Raw genomic sequence first — 18,544 nt, forward strand, 5'->3', positions numbered from 1 at the left:
ATGGTCTAGGCTGCATCCTAGGAACTCAAGGGAGGTGGCCATGGTCCGGGCGGGACTCACCGTCGAGCGGCTGGTGGAAGCGGCGGCGGAACTGGCGGACGAGGCCGGGTTCGACCGTCTCAGCGTCTCGGCGCTGGCCCGCCGCTTCGGCGTCAAGGACGCGAGCCTGTACTCGCACGTGCGTAATCTCCAGGACCTGCGCGCCCGGCTCGCGCTGTACGCGGGCGGCGAGCTGATCGACCGGATCGCGGCGGCCGTGGCCGGCCGGGCGGGCAAGGAGGCGCTGGCGGCGTTCGCCGGCGCCTACCGGGACTACGCCCTGGAGCACCCCGGCCGGTACGCGGCCACCCAGATCCGGATCGACCAGTCCCTGATCGCGGACTCCGCCGCGCTGCGCCGCACCGCTGAGATCACCTACGGCATGCTGCGCGGCTACGGCCTGGCGGAACCGGACCTGACGGACGCGGTGCGCCTGCTGCGCAGCACGTTCCACGGCTACTGCGTCCTGGAGAGCGCGGGCGGCTTCGGCGCCGACCGGGACGTGAAGGCCTCCTGGGACAAGGCGGTCGACGCCCTGCACCTGGCCCTCACTCACTGGCCCCGGGAGGGGAAGAACGATGGCTGACACGCTGTACCACGACATCGCGGGCCGCGGCCCGGTGCTGCTGCTCCTGCCGGGCGGAGCCGGGCATCCGATGGGCCTCGGACCGCTCATCGAACGGCTGGCCACGCGGTTCACCGTGGTCACCTACGACCCGCTGGGCCTCGCGCACGGCCGGCTCGGCCGGCCCGTCGCCGAACAGCGGGTCGAGGACTGGAGCGAGGGCGCGCGGCGGGTGCTGGACGCGGTCGCGCCGGCGGGCGAGCCGGCGTATGTGTTCGGCACCAGCTCGGGCGGCATCGCGGCCCTGGACCTGCTCGCCCGCCACCCGGAGCGGACGGCGCACGTGGTCGCGCACGAGCCGCCGTGCGTGACGGTCCTGCCGGACGGGGCCGCGCGGCGGGCGGAGCTGATCGAGCAGATGGAGGGGTCCGGGCGGCCGCCCGCCGAGGGCGGGTCGGCGACCCCGATGGGCGTCTTCCTGGCCCGTATCCTGCGCCCGTTCACCGCCTACACGCCCACCGCCGCCCCGGCCCCGAACCGGCTCACTCTCGCCGCCGGCGCCGACTCGCGCGGTCAAGTCCTGTACGCCACGGCCGAGTCGCTCGCCACCCGCATGGGCTGCGCCCTCGCGGAGTTCCCCGGCGGGCATCTCGGCACGCTGGAGCGTCCCGTGGAATTCGCCGACTTGCTCACCGAGACGCTGCGTTCCGGCGCACGGACTTCGGCGTAGGGCGGGGCCGTGGCGACTCGGGTGCCTCCTGTTCCGGGCTTTCCGTTCCGGGTTCTCCGTTCCGAGTCGCGGGCCGCTGTCGATCCGGCCTCGTCCCGTTCGACGTCATGATGTGCGGCGCCTCGCCGCACACCATGACGTCGACAGGATTCCGACGAGGGAACACATGGATCAACTACTGAGAGTCATGAACTTCAACGTCTCGAGCGACGGGATCGGGGCCGGCGAGCACCAGAGCCTTGAGCGGCCGTTCGGCCTGGACCGTCCCGAGAGGCTGTTCGCATGGGCCGGAGCCACGGCGAGCTGGCCCATGCGCACGGATTCCGGCGGGAGCCGTGGCCTCGACGACTACTTCACGCGGGACTTCGCCCGCGACATCGGTGCCGAGATCATGGGCCGCAACAAGTTCGGGCCCCAGCGCGGACCCTGGCCCGACCATGCGTGGCGCGGCTGGTGGGGTACGGAGCCCCCGTTCCGCACCCCGGTGTTCGTCATGACCCACCACACGCGTCCGTCCTTCACGCTCTCCGACACCACGTTCCACTTCGTGGACGGCGACGCGCCCACGGTCCTCGAACGGGCACGGGAGGCGGCACGGGGCAAGGACGTCCGGCTCGGCGGCGGAGTCACCACCATCCGGCAGTTCCTCGAAGCCGACCTCGTCGACACCATGCATGTGGCGGTCTCGCCGGTGGAGCTCGGGACCGGGCTACGGCTCTGGGAGTCCCCCGACGAACTGCTCGACCGGTTTCACCTGGAGGTCGTGCCCAGCCCGAGCGGCGTGACGCACCACCTGTTCTGGCGAAGGTGACGCGAGGGCCCGCCCAGGACCGGCCGACCGCTGCCGCCCGCGGTCCGCGCGGCGGGTGGCGGTCGGTCACGCGGAGGCGCCGCCGCCGGGGGAAACTCCCGGCCGCAGCCCTCGCCGAGTTCCCGGGCGGGCGCCTCGGCACGCCGGATCACCCGGCGCAGTTCGCGGACCGGCTCGCCGAGACGCCGCGGTCGAACGCGCGGACGTCGGCGTAGGAGGGGATCGGGCCGCCCGGGGCGCGTCCGGCCACGATGTCGGCCACCGCGTCCACGGCCGCGCCGAGCGCCCTGCGGTACAGCAGCGAGCCGAGGCTGACCCGGCGCACGCCGAGGTCGGCCAGGCGGGCGAGCGGGGGTCCGGCGGGCGAGTAGAGGACGTTGAGGGGGGCGTCGGTGTGCCGGACGAGGGCGGCGATGCGCTTCGGGTCGGTCACGCCGGGCACGAACACCCCGTCGGCGCCCGCCGCTTGGTAGGCGTCGAGCCGGCGCAGGGTGTCCCGCTCGTCGCCGTCGCCCGACCAGTACGTATCCGTACGGGCGTTGACGAACATCCCCGGCACGGCCGCCTTCACCGCCGCGATCTTCGCCGCGTGCCGAGCGGCCGGGCCGAGGCCGTCCTCCAGGTTGATGCCGACGGCCCCGACCGCCCACAACTCGACGGCCAGCCGGGCCACTTCGTCGGGGTCGTCGCTGAAGCCGGCCTCGGCGTCCACGGAGAGCAGGTACGGCTCGGAGCCGAGCGTCAGGGCGAGCCGGACGGTCTGCTCCCGGGTGGCGCCGGCCCCGTCGGGCAGTCCGGCGCCCGCCGCGACCGCCAGGCTGGTGGTGCCGATCGCGGGAAAGCCCCGGGCGGCGAGGGCGGCGGCCGAGGCGTGGTCCCAGGCGTTGGGCAGTAACAGCGGCTCTCCCAGGCGGTGGTGGAGGCCGGCGAAAGAGACGGGGGCGTGCTCTGTGGTCATACGACCACGCTAGGCCCCGAGCGGTTCGGCGCCCGCCGAAGCGACGTCTGCCTGCCCACAGGACGGCTCACCTCCCCCCGGAACGTCAGCCCGCCGGGGCGTCCACCGGCGGGCTCACCTGGGCGCCACCGACCACTTCCGGTCCTCGGCCGTGAACCGGAAGGCCATGGCCGGCCCGCCGGGCCAGCTCACCCGCACCTCGCGCTCGTCCTCCCCCACCACCACGGTCACCAGCCCGGAAAGCGGCCGTGGTTCCGCCTCGCCGGTGAGCCGGGCGAGCGCCACGAAGAGCGCGGGGCCGCCGTCCGCCCCGGTGGTCCCGGTCAGCTCCGCCGACAGGCCGTGGACCGGGGCGAGTTCGGCGCTCACCCCGCCCTGGTCCGGCCAGCCCGTCACCCGGACCGGGGTCCCGGGTGCCGCGCCCGCCACCAGGTGGGCCCGCACCTCCACGGCTCCGCGCACCACCACCAGGCTGGTGACACCGGTCCCGGCGCCCACGGAGTGCCGGGAGGCGATCCAGCCCTCGCCCGTGCCGAGCGGCTCGATGCCCGTACGGCTCGGATCGCCGCCGACGATCACGCTGTTGTCGTACGACGGCTCGGGCGCGGTGGCGGTGGAGTAGGCGAGCCGGGTGTAGCAGGGGTCGTACCGGACGTCCTCGCTGCCGTGGTTGTGCAGCCGGACCAGTCCGTCCGAAGCGGTGGACTGGAGCAGCCAGTTGGGGACGGGCACCGGGTGGGCCGCGTCGGCGCGTTCGGCGGGGGCCGCCTCCTCCGGTGCCGTCCACACCTCGTGGCCGGGCGGCAGCAGCAGACCGAGGAAGCCCTTGCTCGCCCAGTACGGCGAGGCGGGGCCGGAGTAGCCCTGCACCAGCGAGGTGTCGGGGGCGAGCCAGCCGAGCGGCAGCAGGCCCCGCTCGTCGACCGCGCCGCCGTCCAGGAAGTACCGCAGGGCACCGGAGGCCAGGCGCCGGGTCTGTCCCGGGGGCAGCGGGGTGTGGCCGGTGAGCGCGCCCAGCCAGAGCGGGGCGGTGGTGGCGAACCGGTAGGTGAGGGAGCGGCCCTGGCGCAGCGGTGCGCCGTCGCCGCCGAACAGGTGGGCGTAGTCGGTGAGATGGCGGGAGAGCCGGCGGCCGTAGCGGTCGAGGAGGCCGGTGTCGCCCGCGAGCCAGGCGTGCAGGACCGGGTACAGGTGCATGGCCCAGCCGTTGTAGTAGTCGAACTTGCGGCCGTCGCCGTCGGTGTACCAGCCGTCGCCCGCGTACCAGGTCTCGATCCGCGCCAGGCCCCGGTCGATCGCGGCGCGGGCCGCCTCCTCGCGGTGGCCGATCTCCGCGAGGAAGCCGCCGACGGTGACCGGGAACAGCTCCCAGTTGCACGGCCAGGGCTCGGCGGTGAGGGCGTCCGCCAGCCAGTCGGCGGTGCGCCGGCGCACGGGGCCGGCCAGCCGGTCCCACAGCAACGGCCGGGTCAGCCGCAGGGCGAGCGCGATCGAGGCGGCCTCCACCAGCGGCTGGCTCCGGTCGGTGATCCGGGGCCAGACCCCGCCGGGGCCGGTGGCGAGGCCGTCGGCGTACCGGCCGAGGGCGGTCTCGTCGCGGCGGAACGCGGCCAGCAGCAGGGTGCGGGCGTAGCCTTCGAGGCCGTCGGAGAGGCGGCCGGAGCTGCTCACCTGGTCGCCGGGGAGGTGGTAGAGGGCGCGGTCGGGGGTCGCGTACGGCTCGACGGCGGCGAGGAGCCGGTCGGCGGCGGCCTCCCAGTGGGCGCGGGTGTAGCCGGTGTACGGGCTCACCTCGCGGTCGTCGGCGGGGAGTTCGATCACGGCGGTGGCTGTCCTTCCTCGGCGGGAACCCGGGACGCCCCGGTTCCGGTCGGGGCGCCCCGGGGCCTGTCACACCCGTACCCTGCCCTCGGGGACCAGGCGGCGGGCGAGCAGTTCGTCGCGGACCAGGCCCGCGAAGACGGTGGCGCCGTGCACGGAGGTGTGCGTGTTGTCGCGCTTCTCGTTGTACAGGTACAGCGCCTTGGAGGCTTCCGGGCCGAGGGACTCCACCAGGGCCTTGGTCTTCGCGGTGAGGTCGATCAGCGGGACGTTTTCGGCGGCGGCGACCGAGCGGATGACGGCCGGGTGGTCGACGCCGAGGCCGTTGACGAGCAGGGCGGTGTCGTTGTCCAGGGTGCCGTCGGCGTTGAACCAGCGGCGCACGACGGGGGTGACGAGCACGGGTTCGCCGCCCCGGTCCCGGACACCGGCGACCAGGGTCTCCAGGTTGGCGCGGTAGGTGGCCTCGTCGGTGGTCTTGTCGTTGTGGGCGAGCTGGACGAGGACGAGGTCGCCGGGGCGGATCAGCGGCCGGACGGCGGCCCACAGCCGTGGATCCCGGAGGTAGGTGACCGTGCTCTCGCCGGAGTCGGCGTGGTTGGCGACGGACAGGCCCTTGCGCAGGTACTGCGGGAGTTGCTGGCCCCAGCCGGAGTAGGGGTCGGCGGGCTGGTCGCAGACCGTGGAGTCGCCGATGAGGAGGAGCCGGCGGGCGATGGGGGTCCCCCCGCGCGAGCGAGGCCGGGCGTGGGGGAGGGCCGGGGTGACCCGGATGGCGTCGAGGGCGGGCGCGGAGCCGCCGAGTGCCAGGTCCAGGCCGGGGGTTCCGGCGGCGCCGGTCGGTTCCCCCTCGGGGGTGCGGACGTCGACGGTGAAGCTGCGGGTGGTGTGCCGGCCGGCCGGGACGGCGGTCTCCGGCAGCAGGGTGCGGCGGGTCTCGCCGGTGACGCGGGTGGCGGAGGCCGTGGGGCCGCCGAGCCGGACGGTCACGTCGTAGGTGCCCGGCGGGACGTCGAAGTGGCAGGCGGTGGCGGTGCAGTGCTCGATGCCGGGCGGCCGTCCGCTGTGCGCCCGGGCGGGGGTCGTCAGGACCGCGCCGAGGGCGAGGGCGGCCAGGGTGGCACCGCGCAAGGTGGTGAAACGTCTCACTGAAGGCTCCTCGGCGGTCGGCGACATCCGGCGGCTGGACCGTACCGCTAGTGACAAGCGCTTTCTAGACCTGAGGAGAAATTCGCACGATCACTGTCCCGAGACGTGTGCAAGCCCTTTTGCGAAAACGATTCAACTGTCACCCTGCCAGTCACCCGCACACCCGGACCTCCCGAAGGAGGCACCCCCATGTCCGGATCCCCCGCCGAGGCGGTCACGCGCCGCGCCTTCGTCGCCGGCACCGCGGCCGTCGCCGGCACGGCCGCCCTCGCCGGTCCGCTCGCCGGTACCGCCGTCGCCGCCGGCTTCGGCTGGCGCGACGACGGCGCGAACTACGTCGTCGACACCGGCGCGGCCCTGGTCTTCAAGGTCTCCAAGTCCACCGGAGACCTGACCTCGCTGGTCCACAAGGGCACCGAATACCAGGGCTACGGCGGCAAGAACTCGCACATCGAGTCCGGTCTCGGCAGCTCCACGGTGACCCTGGCCCAGTCCGGCTCCACCATCCTGATCTCCGTCACCCATGGCACACTGCGCCACTACTACGCGGCCCGCAGCGGCGAGAACCACATCTACCTGTGGACGAACAAGGCCGACTCCTCGGTCAGCGCGACCCGCTTCATCCTGCGCGTCAGGGCGGGCCTGTTCCTCAACGACGAGCCCGACTCCTACACCTACACGACCGGCACCATCGAGGCGTCGGACGTCTTCGCCAAGTCCGACGGGCAGACCCGGTCCAAGCACTACTCCAAGGTGCGGGTCGTCGACTACGACTACACCGGCTGGTCCGCCGCCGGCGTCGGCCTGTGGATCGTGCGCAGCAACCACGAGAAGGCGTCCGGCGGCCCCTTCTACCGCTCGCTGCTGCGCCACCAGAGCGCCGACGGCGGCGGGCTGTACGAGATCCTGTACTACGGGGAGAACCAGACGGAGGCCGAGCGCTACGGGCTCCAGGGCCCGTACGTCATCGCGTTCACCGACGGCGGGGCACCCCCGGCCGCCCTGTACCCCGGCACGCTGACCACCCCGTGGGCCGACTCCCTGGGCATCGCCGGCTACGTGCCGGAGAGCGGCCGGGGCCGTGTCGCCGGGGTCGGCATCGCCGGGCGGGACACGGCGTACCCGTACACCGTGGGCCTGGCCAACCCTTCGGCCCAGTACTGGGCTCCGGCGCGCGCCTCGGACGGGTACTTCTCGGTCTCCCGCGTCCTGCCGGGCACGTACACGCTGACCGTCTACAAGGGCGAACTGGCCGTCCACAGTGCCCAGGTGACCGTCACGGCGGGTACGACGACCACGCTGAACACGCTCACCGTCCCCGCGTCCAACGACCCGTCCCGGGCGAGCGCGATCTGGCGGATCGGGGACTGGGACGGCACCCCGAGCGGGTTCAAGAACGCGGAGCTGATGACGTACGCCCATCCGTCCGACGTGCGGGCCGCGCCGTGGACCGGGAACGTGGTGATCGGCAGCGGCACCGAGACATCCGGCTTCCCCTGCTATCTGTGGAAGGGCGTCAACAGCGGCCTGCTCGTCTATTTCCGGCTCACCGCCGCGCAGGCCGCCGCCGCGCACACCCTGCGGATCGGCGTGACGACGGCCTACGCCAACGGCCGGCCACGGGTCACGGTCAACGACACCTGGACCTCGGCGATCCCCTCCCCGCCCGCCCAGCCGACCACGCGTTCCCTGACGGTGGGCTCGTACCGGGGCAACAACCACACCTTCACCTACAGCGTCCCGGCCGCCGCCTGGCGCACGGACACCGGCCAGTACAACGTGCTGCGGATCGACGTGGTGAGCGGTTCGGGGACCACGGGCTACCTCAGCGCCGGCACGGCCGTCGACGCCATCGACCTCTTGCCCTGACGTACCATCAACTCCCTAGTCGCCACTGCTGGTTGGCAGCTCCGTTGCACGCGTAGGTGATGACCGCGGCCGAGTCGGCGGTGGATCCGCCGGAGACGTCCAGGCACTCCCCGCTCGCGCGGGACTTGAGGGTGACGTAGGAGCCGGACGCGGTGAGGGACCACTGCTGGGCGGTGGCGCCGGTGCAGTCCTCCTGGGTGACGCCGCTCGCGCTCTCCTGGAGGCACAGGGAACCGCCCCGGCCCACCAGCGCCCGGTAGCCGTTGCCGAGGTCCTTGGACCACCACTTCTGGTTGGTGCCGCCGTTGCAGCCGTACTGGCTGATCGCCACGCCCTGCCACAGCGACTGGCCCGGCACGTCGGCGCACTTGGAACTGTGCCGGGCGATCAGCGTGTTGTAGGCCGCGGCAGTGCCGGTGACGGTGCCGGCCGTGGTGTCGACGGTGATCTCCGGGTACCAGGACATGGTCATCGAGGTGGCGCTGGGGAAGGCCAGCGGCAGCCACACGTAGCGGGAGTCGTTCACCTTCCCGCCGAAGGAGTTGCCCCAGCGGTCACCCAGGTACAGGTACGAGGTACCCGAAGTGCCCTGCACGGGAAGGACGTAGGCGGTCTGCGAGCCGTAGGCGGTGGAGTCGCCGACGGCCTTCCAGGACGTCCACGGCCCGGCGAGGGAGGTGGCGGTCGCGTACTGCTGCTGGTTGGGGTTCCAGCCGGTGGCGCCCGAGGTGAGCATGAAGTACACGCCGCCGCGCTTGAACAGGGCCGGTGCCTCGCGGTGGCCGCCGGGCCAGGGGTTGGCGACCAGGCCGGCGATGCCCGTGTAGTCGGCGGTGAGCCGGTAGATGTGCAGGTCGTAGTTCTCGTTGGCCGCCGAGACCATATAGGCGGTGCCGTCGGTGTCGACGTAGGTGGTCAGGTCGCGGGACATGTACCGGCCGAGCGGGCGGAAGCTGCCCCGGTAGGTGTAGCTGCCGTCGACCGTGTCGGAGACGGCGACGGCGGCGCGTGCCTCGCCGTAGTCGGTGCCGTTCTCCTTGTGCATCCACATCACGAACTTGCCGGTGGCCGCGTTGTAGACGACCTTGGGGCGTTCGATGTAGGCGGTGGACAGCTCGGCGGCGGAGGACCGGGTGAGGACGCGGGCGCGGAACTCCCAGTTCTTCAGGTCGGTGGAGCGGTAGGCGTTCACGGACCTGAAGGTGTTGTCGCTGTTGCGGTCCTCGCCGAACCAGTAGTAGGAGCCGCCCACTTCGATCACCCCGCCGCCGTGGGCGTGCACCGGATTGCCCGACGTGTCGGTGAACTGCGTGCCGTTGGCGATGGTCCCCTGCGCCGCCCGGGCGGGTCCGGCGGTCGCCAGGGCGGCGGCGAGGGCGCAGCACAGGGCGAGCAGGACGGCGTACGCGCGTCTCATCTCACGCCCCTTCCTTCGCGGTGTCGGCCACGGGGACGCCGAAGTCGGGGGTGCCGTCCGGCTTCCAGCCGAGCTTCTGGATCCGGGTGTGCCGGTTGGGGTCGTGCAGCGGGTCGCCGGTGATCTCCTTGTACTGGCGGGCGTGGTAGACGAGGACGTCGGTACGGCCGTCCTCGGCGACGGTGAAGCAGTTGTGCCCGGGGCCGTACTGCCCCGTGCTGTCGTCGCTGGTGAACACCGGGACGGGCGACTTGTTCCAGCTGCGGGCGTCCAGCAGGTCGGCGTGGGCGTCGGCGGTCAGCAGGCCCACGCAGTAGTGCCAGTCGGTGGCGCTGGCCGAGTAGGTGAGGAAGATCCGGCCGTTGCGCTTGAGGACGTACGGACCCTCGTTGACCTTGTAGCCGACGCACTCCCAGTCGTACTCCGGTGTGGACAGGCGAACTTGGGGGCCGGTGAGGGTCCACGGGCCGGCCATCTCCGAGATCCACAGGGCCGTGTTGTTGTCCATGCCGGGCTCGTGCTGGGCCCAGACCAGATAGCGGGTGCCGCGGTGCTGGAAGGTGGTGGCGTCCAGGGAGAAGGTCTCCCAGGCGGTTCTGATCTGGCCCCGCTCCACCCACGTGCCCTGGAACGGGTCGGGGTGCGCGTTCTCCAGCACCCACATGCGGATGGCCCACACGTCCTCGGCGGGGGCCGAGGCGAAGTAGATGTACCACTTGCCGCCGATCCGGTGCAGCTCGGGCGCCCATATGTGGGCGCCCATCGGACCGGTCGCGTGCGCCCGCCAGATCACCGACTCGGCGGCCGTGGACAGCCCGTTCAGGGTGCGGGCGCGGCGCAGGACGATGCGGTCGTACTCGGGGACGGTCGCCGTGAAGTAGTAGCGGCCGTCGGTGTGGCGGGTGATGTGCGGGTCGGCGCGCTGGAGGACGAGCGGGTTCGCGTACGGAGTCGCCGCCGGGTGCTTCTTCGGGTGCGGCTTCGGGCCGGTCGCCCGCGCGGGGGCCGCCTGGGCGGGGCCGGGCGTGACGGCCAGGGCGCCGGCGGCGAGCGCGGCGCCCTTGAGCACCGTTCTACGGCCGGGGGTGTCGGGCAGGTCGTGGTCGCGGCTCATGCGGACCGCCTCTCGATCGTTCGACATTTCGCACTGCATCTGTGATTCCGAACGCCGAAAAGGTACGGGCGGGCAACGGGAGGGTCAATGGGGCGGACACCAGGACCCCCGGTCCCGCGCCGTCCTGCTTCGACTAGCGTCGTGACCATGACCAGCGACACCTCCCCCAGCCTCGCCGACGCCCTCGCCGCCGGGACGGTCGTGCTCGACGGCGGCATGTCCAACCAGCTGGAGTCGGCCGGGCACGACCTGAGCGACGAGCTGTGGTCGGCGCGGCTGCTCGCCGAGCGGCCCGAGGCGGTCGCCGAGGCCCACCTCGCCTACTTCCGGGCGGGCGCGAGCGTGGCGATCACGGCCAGCTACCAGGCAACCTTCGAGGGCTTCGGCAAGCGGGGCATCGGCCGGGCGGAGGCCGCGCGGCTGCTCGCCCGCAGCGTGGACCTGGCCCGCACGGCGGCCCGGCAGGCGGCGGACGCGGGCGTGCGGCGACCGCTGTGGGTGGCGGCCTCGGTCGGACCGTACGGGGCGATGCTCGCGGACGGCTCCGAGTACCGGGGCCGGTACGGGCTGGGCGTGGCCGAGCTGGAGCGGTTCCACCGGCCCCGGATCGAGACGCTGGCCGCCGCCGCGCCGGACGTGCTGGCCCTGGAGACCGTGCCGGACGCCGACGAGGCCGCCGCGCTGCTGCGGGCGGTGCGCGGGCTGGGGGTGCCGGCCTGGCTGTCGTACACGGTCGACGGGCGGCGGACGCGGGCCGGCCAGCCCCTGGAGGAGGCGTTCGCGCTCGCCGCCGACGCGGAGGAGGTGATCGCGGTGGGTGTGAACTGCTGCGCGCCCGGGGACGTGGGGCCCGCCGTGGAGATCGCGGCGCGCGTCACCGGCAAACCGGTCGTGGCCTACCCCAACAGCGGCGAGGGCTGGGACGCCGGGGCACGTGCCTGGCGTGGCGGGGCGACGTTCGGCGCGGCCCAGGTCACGGCGTGGCGCGAGGCGGGGGCTCGGCTGATCGGCGGGTGCTGCCGGGTGGGGCCGGAGAGCATCGGCGAGATCGCGCGGACACTGGACGCGGCCTGAGCGCAGTCCCCCGCCGGGGGGACGCGGAGGCACCGGCGCCGCTCGGTGGTGCGCCGATCGGCGCGCGCGGAGAACGCGAGCGCCACGGCGGCGCCCTTGGCTCGAACAACGCCCCCGTACTCCGATGGCGACGCGTTGTCACATCCGTACCATGAGTCTGGCTGGTTCCTCCCCAGCACAGGAGGTTCGTCATGCGTCGCATCGGCACGACAGGCGCCACGCTCGCCATCGCCGGACTGTTCGCGCTCGCGGCTCCGGGCCAGGCCCTCGCCGCCCACGGAGACCTCGTGCTGAACGGGGTCGTCCACCCCGACCCCACCGGCTGTTTCAACGCTCAGCGGGTGACCGACGCCGTCAACAACACGGACACGCCCGCCCTGGTGTACGGCGGGGCCGACTGCACCGGAAAGGTCATCGCGGTCATCTGGCAGAACAAGGAATGGGTCCTCGACCCGGGCGACAGCGTCTACATGCGGTGATCCGCCCCTGAAAGCTCCGGCCGCCCGGACCCTCCCACCGGGCGGCCGGCTCGTTCCGTCCCCGCGGCGCACCCGTCAGCGGCGCAGTGCGTCCACCGAGCGGCGCAGCCGGCGCACGGCGGAGGCGAGTTCGGCGCCCGGCGCGCGCGGGACGGAGTGCCGCGGGGGCTCCGGGACGGCGGACGCGGTATCCCACAGGGCGACCTCCGCGTCCCGTGGGCCGCAGGCGACGCGCGGTTCGCCGCCGTCGAAGATCCGCACCGGGTGGGTGGCGTCCCAGGCCGCCCAGCCGGGGTCCCCGGTCGCAGCGAACCGCACCCACGCGGTGTGCATCGCGTCGCACAGCTCCTGGGGCGCGCCCGCACCGGCCAGCTTCTCGGACTCGGGCACGTCCCCGGTGTCGAAGACGAACCCGAGTTCCAGGGCGTGGCAGGCGCCGAGGCCGGGCAGCCGGGAGGGCCACGCGAACTCGTAGAGGTAACTGGCGCCGGGCCGGGCGTCGGCGAGCCGGTGCAACGGCACCCGCAGCAGGTGGTCGGTGACCATCTGGCCGACGATCTCGGCGGTTCCGGCGCCGGGGTGCAGGACCCGGTAGCCGCGCGGGATGTCGTGGCCGGCGTGGCAGCGGGCCATGGCCCCGGCCAGGGCGACCGCGCCGAGCCGGTCGACGCGCTCCAGCAGCCCGCCGGGCACCAGCCACAGCCGGTACTCGTCCCGGGTCCAGCCCATGAGCAGTTCGGCGTCCCGGGCGGCGGTGCCCTCGGCCAGCGCCTTCAGCGGGTCCCCGGGCACGAGGTCGCCGTCCACCACGATGCCGAACGCGGGACCGCCCAGCACCGGGCTGCCGAGCCGGCCGACCTCGGCCTGGGTGCGCAGCAACAGACCGCGGTCGACGGCGGCGAACGCCTCGGCGGTGGCCGGTATCTTCAGCCGGGCGGCCATCCGGCGCACCACGCGCCGTACCTTGTCGCGGTCCGAGACCTCGGGTGGTCCGCTCTGCAGCACCGCCCGCCGGATCAGGCCCTGCGTCCGGGGCGCGGCCAGCAGGGCGCCCGCGCTGATGGCGCCGGCCGACTGCCCGCACAGGGTGATCCGGTCCGGGTCGCCGCCGAAGGCCGCGATCGTCTCGTGCACCCAGAGCAGCGCGGCGAGCTGGTCGCGCAGACCGGGGTTCGGGGGCGCGTCGGGGAACAGGCCGTAACCCTCCACGCCGAGCCGGTAGTTGACGGAGACGCAGACGACCCCGTCCCGCGCGAAGGTGCCGCCGTCGTACACCGGCACGGCCGAAGAACCCCTGGTCAGCGCGCCGCCGTGCAGCCAGACCAGCACCGGGAGCCGGGCGCCGGGTCCCGGCTCGGGGGTCCATACGTTGAGATTGAGGCAGTCGTCGCCGGGGATGTCCGGGTCGGACAGGTACCGGGCGAACGCCTCGGAGTACGGCGGCTTCGGCGCGGTCGGCCCGAAGGCACCGGCGTCCCGGACCCCGTCCCAGGGCTCGGGCGGCCGGGGCGGGCGGAACCGCAGCGGGCCGAAGGGCGGGGCGGCGTAGGGAATCCCCCGGAAGACCGCGATGCCCCGCTCGTACCGGCCGCGTACGGCCCCGTAGGGGGTCGTGACCACGGGTCCCGCCTGGTCTGCCGCCATCGCCGCCAGCCCTTCGCCGCGCGGCCGCACCGCTCGCCGGTGCGGACACCGTTCACATCAGAGCACCACACCGCAGGGACGTATTCCCGTGCACGGGACCCACCGCACGGCCGTCCGGGGGACCTCCCGCGCGCCTTACGCGCCGGCTCCCGGCGCGGAGGCGCGCTTGGCGGTGTCCCGGCGGGTGATGGCCTCGGCCACCTCGCCGATGGCGGTGCGGACGAGGGTGCCGTAGCCGTCCTCCGGGAGGCTGGAGGCGTGCCGCCGGGCCGCGGTGATGTGTGCGGTGGCGGCGTCGAAGGAGCCGAGCCGGCGGTAGAGGTCGGCGAGGTTGAGGTGCAGGGACGGGAGGAAGCCGGCGAGGCTCAGGCCCTCGTGGTGGGCGCGCAGGCGCTGTCCGGTCAGCGCGTCGGCGGCGTCGAGGGCGCGGATGTCCCAGGCCAGGGCCTGGGCGGGGTCGTCGTAGAGGTCCGCCAGGTGGTGCGCGAGAGTGCAGCGGTGCAGCGGGTCGCCGGTCACGCCGGTCGCGGACCAGAGGTCCAGGAGCGTCCGGCGGGCGGCGGCGGGGTCGCCGGCCCGGCCCTGCGCGACGGCCCGGCCGATGGTCTCCATGACCGGGTCGGGGGTGGCGGAGGCGGGGGCGACGGGTTCCGGGGTGGCAGAGGCAGAGGCAACGGCTTCCGGAGTGGCGGAGGCAGAGGCAACGGCTTCCGGGGCGGCGGAGGCAGAGGCAACGGCTTCCGGGGCGGCGGAGGCAGAGGCAACGGCTTCCGGGGCGGCGGAGGCAGAGGCAACGGCTTCCGGGGCGGCGGAGGCAGAGATGACGGCTTCCGAGGTGGCGGGGACGGTGGTCATCGCGGGGCGTCCTTGTCGGTCAGGGGCGGTGGTCGTGCCGGACGGGCATGGCCAGGGTGGTGAGGTCGCCGTGGTCGGCGGAGCGGATGGTGGCGGGCAGGCCGGGGCCGCGCAGGTCGAGCAGCACGTCGGGGCCGACTGCCGTGCTGACGGCCGGGTAGAGCGTGGTCAGCTCGAAGGAGATCCTGAGCTCCGGCCCGGTGACGGTGGCCGGGAGCGCGGCGCCGGGGCCGGGGGCGCCGGCCGCCTGGACGTGCAGGCCGTGCCGGGACACCCGCAGCGTGCTGCGCTCCCCGGAGTGGTCCTCCAGCGCGCGCAGCAGCGGCTCCTTCGCGACCGTCACCCGGGTGCCGGCCCCGGGGAGCGAGGCAAGCATCAGCCGGTGGTCGGGGAACCCCGCCGCGAGCAGCCGGCAGTGCCGGTCCGCGCGGTCCGCGCCGCGCAGCCGGATCGTGTGCGCTGTCGCTTCGACGCGCATGAGCGGGCTGCGGCGGATGTGGGTGAGCGCGGTGCGCAGGTCGTCGCCGTCGACCGTGGCGGCCCAGTGGGTGGCCGCGGGTTCGGCGGGGACCAGGGTGCGGGTCGAGAGCCGGTAGCGGTCGGTCGCGGTCAGCGTGACCGCTTCCGCGGACACCTCCACGCGCAGCCCGCCGAGCACCGGCATGGCGGGGTCGTGCGCGGTCGCGGTCAGGACCTGCTCGATGGCGTCGGCCAGCACGGGCCCCTTCAGCGCGGCGAGGGGCAGGCCCGGCGCGCCGGTGAGCGATGACTTGATCACGGCGGCCTTGCGCCGCACCGCTTCCGCGTCCGCGAGGGCCTTCGCCACGTGCGCGTCGATCAGCCGGGCCGCGTCCGCGGGTCCGGCGTCGAGGACCGCCTCGACGGCGGCCAGGGGCATGCCGATCTCCCTCAGCCGACGGAGTCCGGCGGCCCGGGCCACCTGGTCGGCGCGGTAGTAGCGGTAGCCCGTGACCGGGTCCACCTCGGCGGGGGGCAGCAGCCCGGAGTCGGCGTAGAACCGCAGCGCGCTGGAGGTCAGTCCACTGCGCCGGGCGAAGACCCCGATCGGCATCAGCTCAGAGTTGGGCACGGCGTCATCGTGGGGCTTCAACCCACTCGAAGGTCAACTCCGACGGCCGGTGGCACCCATCCAGAGGTTCCGAAGTCGTCGTCGGTGCCAGTCCCGTGAATTCCTCTGTCTTCCCGCCGTGTTGAGGCGCACCTATCGTAGGAAGCGCTTTCTGTCGGTGCTGTCGGTGCACTGGCCGTGCAGGCGCGTTGGTCGCAGGTTTCGATGGCCCACGGGCGGGCCTGGGGGAGGCGGTTCGCTTCATGGTCCGTGCGCGTGGTGCGAACGTGGCGGCCGGCCCGACGCTGGCGGTGGTGGCCCGGGAGGCGGGCGTGTCGGTGCCCACCGCGTCCAAGGTGGTCAACGGCCGGGAGGACGTCGCGCCGGAGACCCGCCGCCGGGTGACCGAGGCGCTCGACCGGCTCGGCTATGTGCGCCGGCCGCGCTTCGCCGGAGCGCCCGGTCTGGTGGACCTGGTGCTGCACCCTCTGGACAGTTCCCGGTCGGGCGCGGTGCTGAGCGGGGTGGAGGCGGCGGCGTACGAGGCGGGTCTGGAGGTCGTGGTGTCGGCCGCGCCCGCCCGGGGCCGGGACGCCCGGTCCGAGCAGGGATGGCTGGACAAGCTGACCGCGCGCGGCTCCTCGGGGGTGCTGTTCCACACGGCGGAGCCGTCCGCCGCGCAGTACGCCTGGCTGGACCACCACCGCATCCCCTACGTGCTCATCGACCCGGTCCACGAGCCGCCGGCCGGGGTGGTGTCGGTCGGGGCGGCCAACTGGCAGGGCGGGGTGTGCGCGACCGGCCATCTGCTGGAGCTGGGCCACGAGCGGATCGGGGTGATCGCCGGGCACCGGCGCACCCTGGCGGGCGAGGCGCGGCTGGCCGGTTACCGCTCGGCGCTCGCCTCGGCGGGCGTGCGGTACCGCCCCGAGTACGTACGGCACGCGGACTCCGACGAGGCCGGTGCCCGGCTGCGCACCCATGAACTGCTGGACCTGCCCGAGCCGCCGACCGCGGTCTTCGTGTGCTCGGACCGGATGGCGCTCGGGGTGTACGCGGCGCTGGCGGAGCGGGAGGTGCGGGTGCCGGAGGAGATGAGCGTGGTGGGCTTCGACGACCTGCCCGAGGCCCGCTGGACCGCTCCGGCGCTGACCACCGTCCGCCAGCCGCTCGCGGAGATGGCGGCGACGGCGCTGCGGCTGCTGGTGCGCATGACGCACGGGGAGCGCCCGGAGGGCACCCGGACCGAGCTGTCGACCCGGCTGGTGCGGCGGGCCAGCACGGCCCCGCCGCCGACGGCCCGCCCCACTGCGTACGGTCCCGTCACCGCACAGCGACCAACCGCGTGATGTCCGGGCCCGGTTCGGCTGTCGTACGGTGACCCCGCCCCGCGGGGATCGTTGGCCGGGCATGAACCACAGCACGCGCGTCGCCGCGCCCCTCGCCGTGGCCGCGGTCGCCCTGGCCGCCGCCTACGGCACGGCCCATGCCGCCCGGCACACCCTCGCCCCCGCACAGCAGCACACCACCGTGACGTCGCCCGCGGCCTCACCCGAGGCATCCCCGGCGAACTCACCGGCTGCTTCGTCCGCGGCCTCGCCCGCCGACGAGCACGACCCCGAGGAAGACGTCGAACTCGACGAGAACGGCCGCCCCGACCTCGGAGAGGACTGAGCCCCGGCGGAGTTCGTCACGTGTGACGGCCGGTCACCCCCCGGGGATGACCGGCCGTCACACGTATTCCGTTGTTCCCCCGGCCCCCCGGGTCCCGCCGTGCCCCTCAGTCTTCCTCGTCCTGGTCCGGCCCGGCGAGGAGGGCCTCCACCACGTCCACGGCACTGCCGTCGTGGTCGCTGCCGGCGGTGCCGCTGCCGCTCTGGAGGTTGGCCGTGCGATCGACTTCGAGCCAGGAGTCGGCTTCGGAGTTGTCGATCACGGTGATCAGGCTGTCGGAGGCCGCGGCCGGGGCGGCACCCGCCCCGAGGAGTGCGGCGGCGACCGCCGCGGCCACCCCTAGCCCGGATACCGCACGGGTCACACGCCCACGCCCTCGGGGACGAGCCGGTCGCGGGCGATGTTGCGCTCCAGCAGGCTGGTGGACGCCTTCACCCCGACGCCGCTCGCGGGATCGACCTCGGGCAGCCGTCCGTCGGCCGCCTTCAGACCGGCGAGCGCGGAATCCATCGCCTCGTGCGCGGCGAACAGGCACGGGGTGCTGTAGATGGCGACGTCCACGCCGAGGTCGGAGAGCTCACCGAGGGACAGGCGGGGCGACTTGCCGCCGGCGATCTGGTTGAACAGCAGCGGCTTGTCCCCGACGACCTTCCGGATCCGCTTGATCCACTCGACGCTGCGCACCCCGTCGACCAGCACCACGTCGGCGTCGGTCGCGGCCAGCCGCTCGGCACGGTGCAGGATGTCGTGCTCGTCCGTGGCGTCCGTACGGGCGACCACGACCAGGTCCTTGCGGGTCTCCAGGACCTTGTTCAGCTTCTCCAGGTACTCCTCCAGGGGCAGTACCTGCTTTCCGTCGGCGTGGCCGCAGCGACGGGGCCGCTTCTGGTCCTCCAGGATCACCCCGGAGGCGCCGATGCGTTCCAGCCCCTCGACGACGTGGCAGGCGACCTCGGGGTCGACGTACCCGTCGTCGATGTCCACCAGCAGATGGTGGTGCGGGAAGGCGCCCCGCAGTCGCTGGACGAAGGCCACCATGTCGGGCCAGGCGATGAATCCGATGTCCGGCAGCCCGTAGTACGAGGCCGCGAAGCCGAATCCCGAGACGAACATCCCGTCGTAGTGCTTGGCCGCGATCGACGCCGAGTACATGTCGTACACGCCGATCAGCGGTGTGGTCCCGGGCCCGGCGATGGACTCGCGCAGCTTCTTACCGTAAGACAAGGTCCGGCTCCTTCTGTGGGTGGGTGACGCGGGCAGGATGGGTCACGCGTCT

The 18,544-nt window shown here is 73.7% G+C and carries 18 protein-coding genes; 8 read left to right on the forward strand and 10 right to left on the reverse strand.

The genetic code is table 11. From position 1 onward, the window contains the following. Window positions 1-40 precede the first annotated feature (40 nt). The 3 genes from Srubr_RS21115 to Srubr_RS21125 all read left to right on the forward strand — a co-directional run bounded on the left by Srubr_RS21115 (window position 41) and on the right by Srubr_RS21125 (window position 2,145). The gene (locus Srubr_RS21115; protein ID WP_189990295.1) at window positions 41-625 is read left to right on the forward strand and encodes a TetR/AcrR family transcriptional regulator; all 585 of its coding nucleotides are present in this window, start codon (window positions 41-43) and stop codon (window positions 623-625) included. Next, window positions 618-1,334, forward strand: a complete 717-nt coding sequence (locus Srubr_RS21120; RefSeq protein WP_189990293.1) for an alpha/beta fold hydrolase — start codon at window positions 618-620, stop codon at window positions 1,332-1,334. Before Srubr_RS21115 ends, Srubr_RS21120 begins: the two co-directional genes overlap by 8 nt. Window positions 1,335-1,500: 166 nt before the next feature. Beyond that, complete coding sequence (locus tag Srubr_RS21125; RefSeq protein WP_189990291.1) at window positions 1,501-2,145, forward strand: dihydrofolate reductase family protein; 645 nt, start codon at window positions 1,501-1,503, stop codon at window positions 2,143-2,145. A 148-nt stretch (window positions 2,146-2,293) separates the two neighbouring features. Here the strand turns inward: Srubr_RS21125 and Srubr_RS21130 are convergent, their stop codons facing one another. The 3 genes from Srubr_RS21130 to Srubr_RS21140 form a co-directional block, all read right to left on the reverse strand. After that, entirely contained in the window at window positions 2,294-3,103 is an 810-nt protein-coding gene (locus Srubr_RS21130; RefSeq protein WP_189990289.1) for an isocitrate lyase/PEP mutase family protein, read from the reverse strand. Between the two features lie 114 nt (window positions 3,104-3,217). Beyond that, entirely contained in the window at window positions 3,218-4,921 is a 1,704-nt protein-coding gene (locus Srubr_RS21135; protein WP_189990874.1) for a DUF2264 domain-containing protein, read from the reverse strand. A gap of 72 nt (window positions 4,922-4,993) precedes the next feature. Continuing rightward, a complete protein-coding gene (locus tag Srubr_RS21140; protein ID WP_229926447.1) occupies window positions 4,994-6,073 on the reverse strand; it encodes a rhamnogalacturonan acetylesterase in 1,080 nt (359 codons plus the stop codon). 189 nt (window positions 6,074-6,262) lie between these two features. Here Srubr_RS21140 and Srubr_RS21145 point away from each other — a divergent pair, with 189 nt between their 5' ends. Next, the gene (locus Srubr_RS21145; protein ID WP_189990285.1) at window positions 6,263-7,942 is read left to right on the forward strand and encodes a rhamnogalacturonan lyase B N-terminal domain-containing protein; all 1,680 of its coding nucleotides are present in this window, start codon (window positions 6,263-6,265) and stop codon (window positions 7,940-7,942) included. 7 nt (window positions 7,943-7,949) lie between these two features. Here Srubr_RS21145 and Srubr_RS21150 read toward each other — a convergent pair whose 3' ends face one another. Together Srubr_RS21150 and Srubr_RS21155 are read right to left on the reverse strand one after the other, a co-directional pair. Next, complete coding sequence (locus Srubr_RS21150) at window positions 7,950-9,359, reverse strand: RICIN domain-containing protein (protein ID WP_189990283.1); 1,410 nt, start codon at window positions 9,357-9,359, stop codon at window positions 7,950-7,952. Window position 9,360: 1 nt separating this feature from the next. After that, a complete protein-coding gene (locus tag Srubr_RS21155) occupies window positions 9,361-10,473 on the reverse strand; it encodes a glycoside hydrolase family 43 protein (RefSeq protein WP_189990281.1) in 1,113 nt (370 codons plus the stop codon). Between the two features lie 147 nt (window positions 10,474-10,620). Between Srubr_RS21155 and mmuM the strand changes: the two genes are divergently transcribed. Beyond that, window positions 10,621-11,547 (forward strand): homocysteine S-methyltransferase, encoded by a 927-nt coding sequence (gene mmuM / locus Srubr_RS21160; RefSeq protein WP_189990280.1) that lies wholly within the window; start codon window positions 10,621-10,623, stop codon window positions 11,545-11,547. Between the two features lie 191 nt (window positions 11,548-11,738). After that, on the forward strand, window positions 11,739-12,026 hold the full coding sequence (locus Srubr_RS21165; protein ID WP_189990278.1) for a hypothetical protein: 288 nt from the start codon (window positions 11,739-11,741) through the stop codon (window positions 12,024-12,026). Window positions 12,027-12,101: 75 nt separating this feature from the next. Here Srubr_RS21165 and Srubr_RS21170 read toward each other — a convergent pair whose 3' ends face one another. The 3 genes from Srubr_RS21170 to Srubr_RS21180 form a co-directional block, all read right to left on the reverse strand. Then, window positions 12,102-13,670: a carboxylesterase/lipase family protein gene (locus Srubr_RS21170; protein ID WP_189990276.1), complete on the reverse strand. Its 1,569-nt coding sequence runs from the start codon at window positions 13,668-13,670 to the stop codon at window positions 12,102-12,104. 135 nt (window positions 13,671-13,805) lie between these two features. Continuing rightward, entirely contained in the window at window positions 13,806-14,282 is a 477-nt protein-coding gene (locus Srubr_RS21175) for a hypothetical protein (protein ID WP_189990274.1), read from the reverse strand. Between the two features lie 262 nt (window positions 14,283-14,544). Continuing rightward, window positions 14,545-15,615 carry a DNA polymerase III subunit beta family protein gene (locus Srubr_RS21180; RefSeq protein WP_203855046.1) on the reverse strand — a complete coding sequence of 357 codons (1,071 nt, stop codon included), beginning with the start codon at window positions 15,613-15,615 and terminating at the stop codon, window positions 14,545-14,547. A gap of 242 nt (window positions 15,616-15,857) precedes the next feature. On the opposite strand from Srubr_RS21180, the gene Srubr_RS21185 reads away from it, so the two are divergent. Both Srubr_RS21185 and Srubr_RS21190 read left to right on the forward strand, forming a co-directional pair. Further along, entirely contained in the window at window positions 15,858-16,943 is a 1,086-nt protein-coding gene (locus Srubr_RS21185; protein WP_189990272.1) for a LacI family DNA-binding transcriptional regulator, read from the forward strand. Between the two features lie 61 nt (window positions 16,944-17,004). Next, window positions 17,005-17,268, forward strand: coding sequence for a hypothetical protein (locus Srubr_RS21190; protein ID WP_189990270.1), 264 nt, complete (start codon window positions 17,005-17,007; stop codon window positions 17,266-17,268). Between the two features lie 106 nt (window positions 17,269-17,374). Here the strand turns inward: Srubr_RS21190 and Srubr_RS21195 are convergent, their stop codons facing one another. Beyond that, a complete protein-coding gene (locus Srubr_RS21195; protein ID WP_229926446.1) occupies window positions 17,375-17,632 on the reverse strand; it encodes a hypothetical protein in 258 nt (85 codons plus the stop codon). Then, window positions 17,629-18,492 (reverse strand): isocitrate lyase/PEP mutase family protein, encoded by an 864-nt coding sequence (locus Srubr_RS21200; RefSeq protein WP_189990268.1) that lies wholly within the window; start codon window positions 18,490-18,492, stop codon window positions 17,629-17,631. The genes Srubr_RS21195 and Srubr_RS21200 overlap by 4 nt, the downstream gene beginning before the upstream one ends. Window positions 18,493-18,544 lie beyond the last annotated feature (52 nt).

The organism is Streptomyces rubradiris, from assembly GCF_016860525.1.
GTDB lineage: Bacteria > Actinomycetota > Actinomycetes > Streptomycetales > Streptomycetaceae > Streptomyces > Streptomyces rubradiris.

What these genes read in the sequence shown, in the direction of transcription:
- Srubr_RS21115 (WP_189990295.1), top strand. Translation starts at nt 41, where the DNA reads ATGGTCCGGGCGGGACTCACCGTCGAGCGGCTGGTGGAAGCGGCGGCG.
- Srubr_RS21155 (WP_189990281.1), bottom strand. Translation starts at nt 10,473, where the DNA reads ATGAGCCGCGACCACGACCTGCCCGACACCCCCGGCCGTAGAACGGTG.
- Srubr_RS21125 (WP_189990291.1), top strand. Translation starts at nt 1,501, where the DNA reads ATGGATCAACTACTGAGAGTCATGAACTTCAACGTCTCGAGCGACGGG.
- Srubr_RS21150 (WP_189990283.1), bottom strand. Translation starts at nt 9,359, where the DNA reads ATGAGACGCGCGTACGCCGTCCTGCTCGCCCTGTGCTGCGCCCTCGCC.
- Srubr_RS21130 (WP_189990289.1), bottom strand. Translation starts at nt 3,103, where the DNA reads ATGACCACAGAGCACGCCCCCGTCTCTTTCGCCGGCCTCCACCACCGC.
- Srubr_RS21120 (WP_189990293.1), top strand. Translation starts at nt 618, where the DNA reads ATGGCTGACACGCTGTACCACGACATCGCGGGCCGCGGCCCGGTGCTG.
- Srubr_RS21170 (WP_189990276.1), bottom strand. Translation starts at nt 13,670, where the DNA reads ATGGCGGCAGACCAGGCGGGACCCGTGGTCACGACCCCCTACGGGGCC.
- Srubr_RS21165 (WP_189990278.1), top strand. Translation starts at nt 11,739, where the DNA reads ATGCGTCGCATCGGCACGACAGGCGCCACGCTCGCCATCGCCGGACTG.
- mmuM (WP_189990280.1), top strand. Translation starts at nt 10,621, where the DNA reads ATGACCAGCGACACCTCCCCCAGCCTCGCCGACGCCCTCGCCGCCGGG.
- Srubr_RS21175 (WP_189990274.1), bottom strand. Translation starts at nt 14,282, where the DNA reads ATGGAGACCATCGGCCGGGCCGTCGCGCAGGGCCGGGCCGGCGACCCC.
- Srubr_RS21185 (WP_189990272.1), top strand. Translation starts at nt 15,858, where the DNA reads ATGGTCCGTGCGCGTGGTGCGAACGTGGCGGCCGGCCCGACGCTGGCG.
- Srubr_RS21145 (WP_189990285.1), top strand. Translation starts at nt 6,263, where the DNA reads ATGTCCGGATCCCCCGCCGAGGCGGTCACGCGCCGCGCCTTCGTCGCC.
- Srubr_RS21190 (WP_189990270.1), top strand. Translation starts at nt 17,005, where the DNA reads ATGAACCACAGCACGCGCGTCGCCGCGCCCCTCGCCGTGGCCGCGGTC.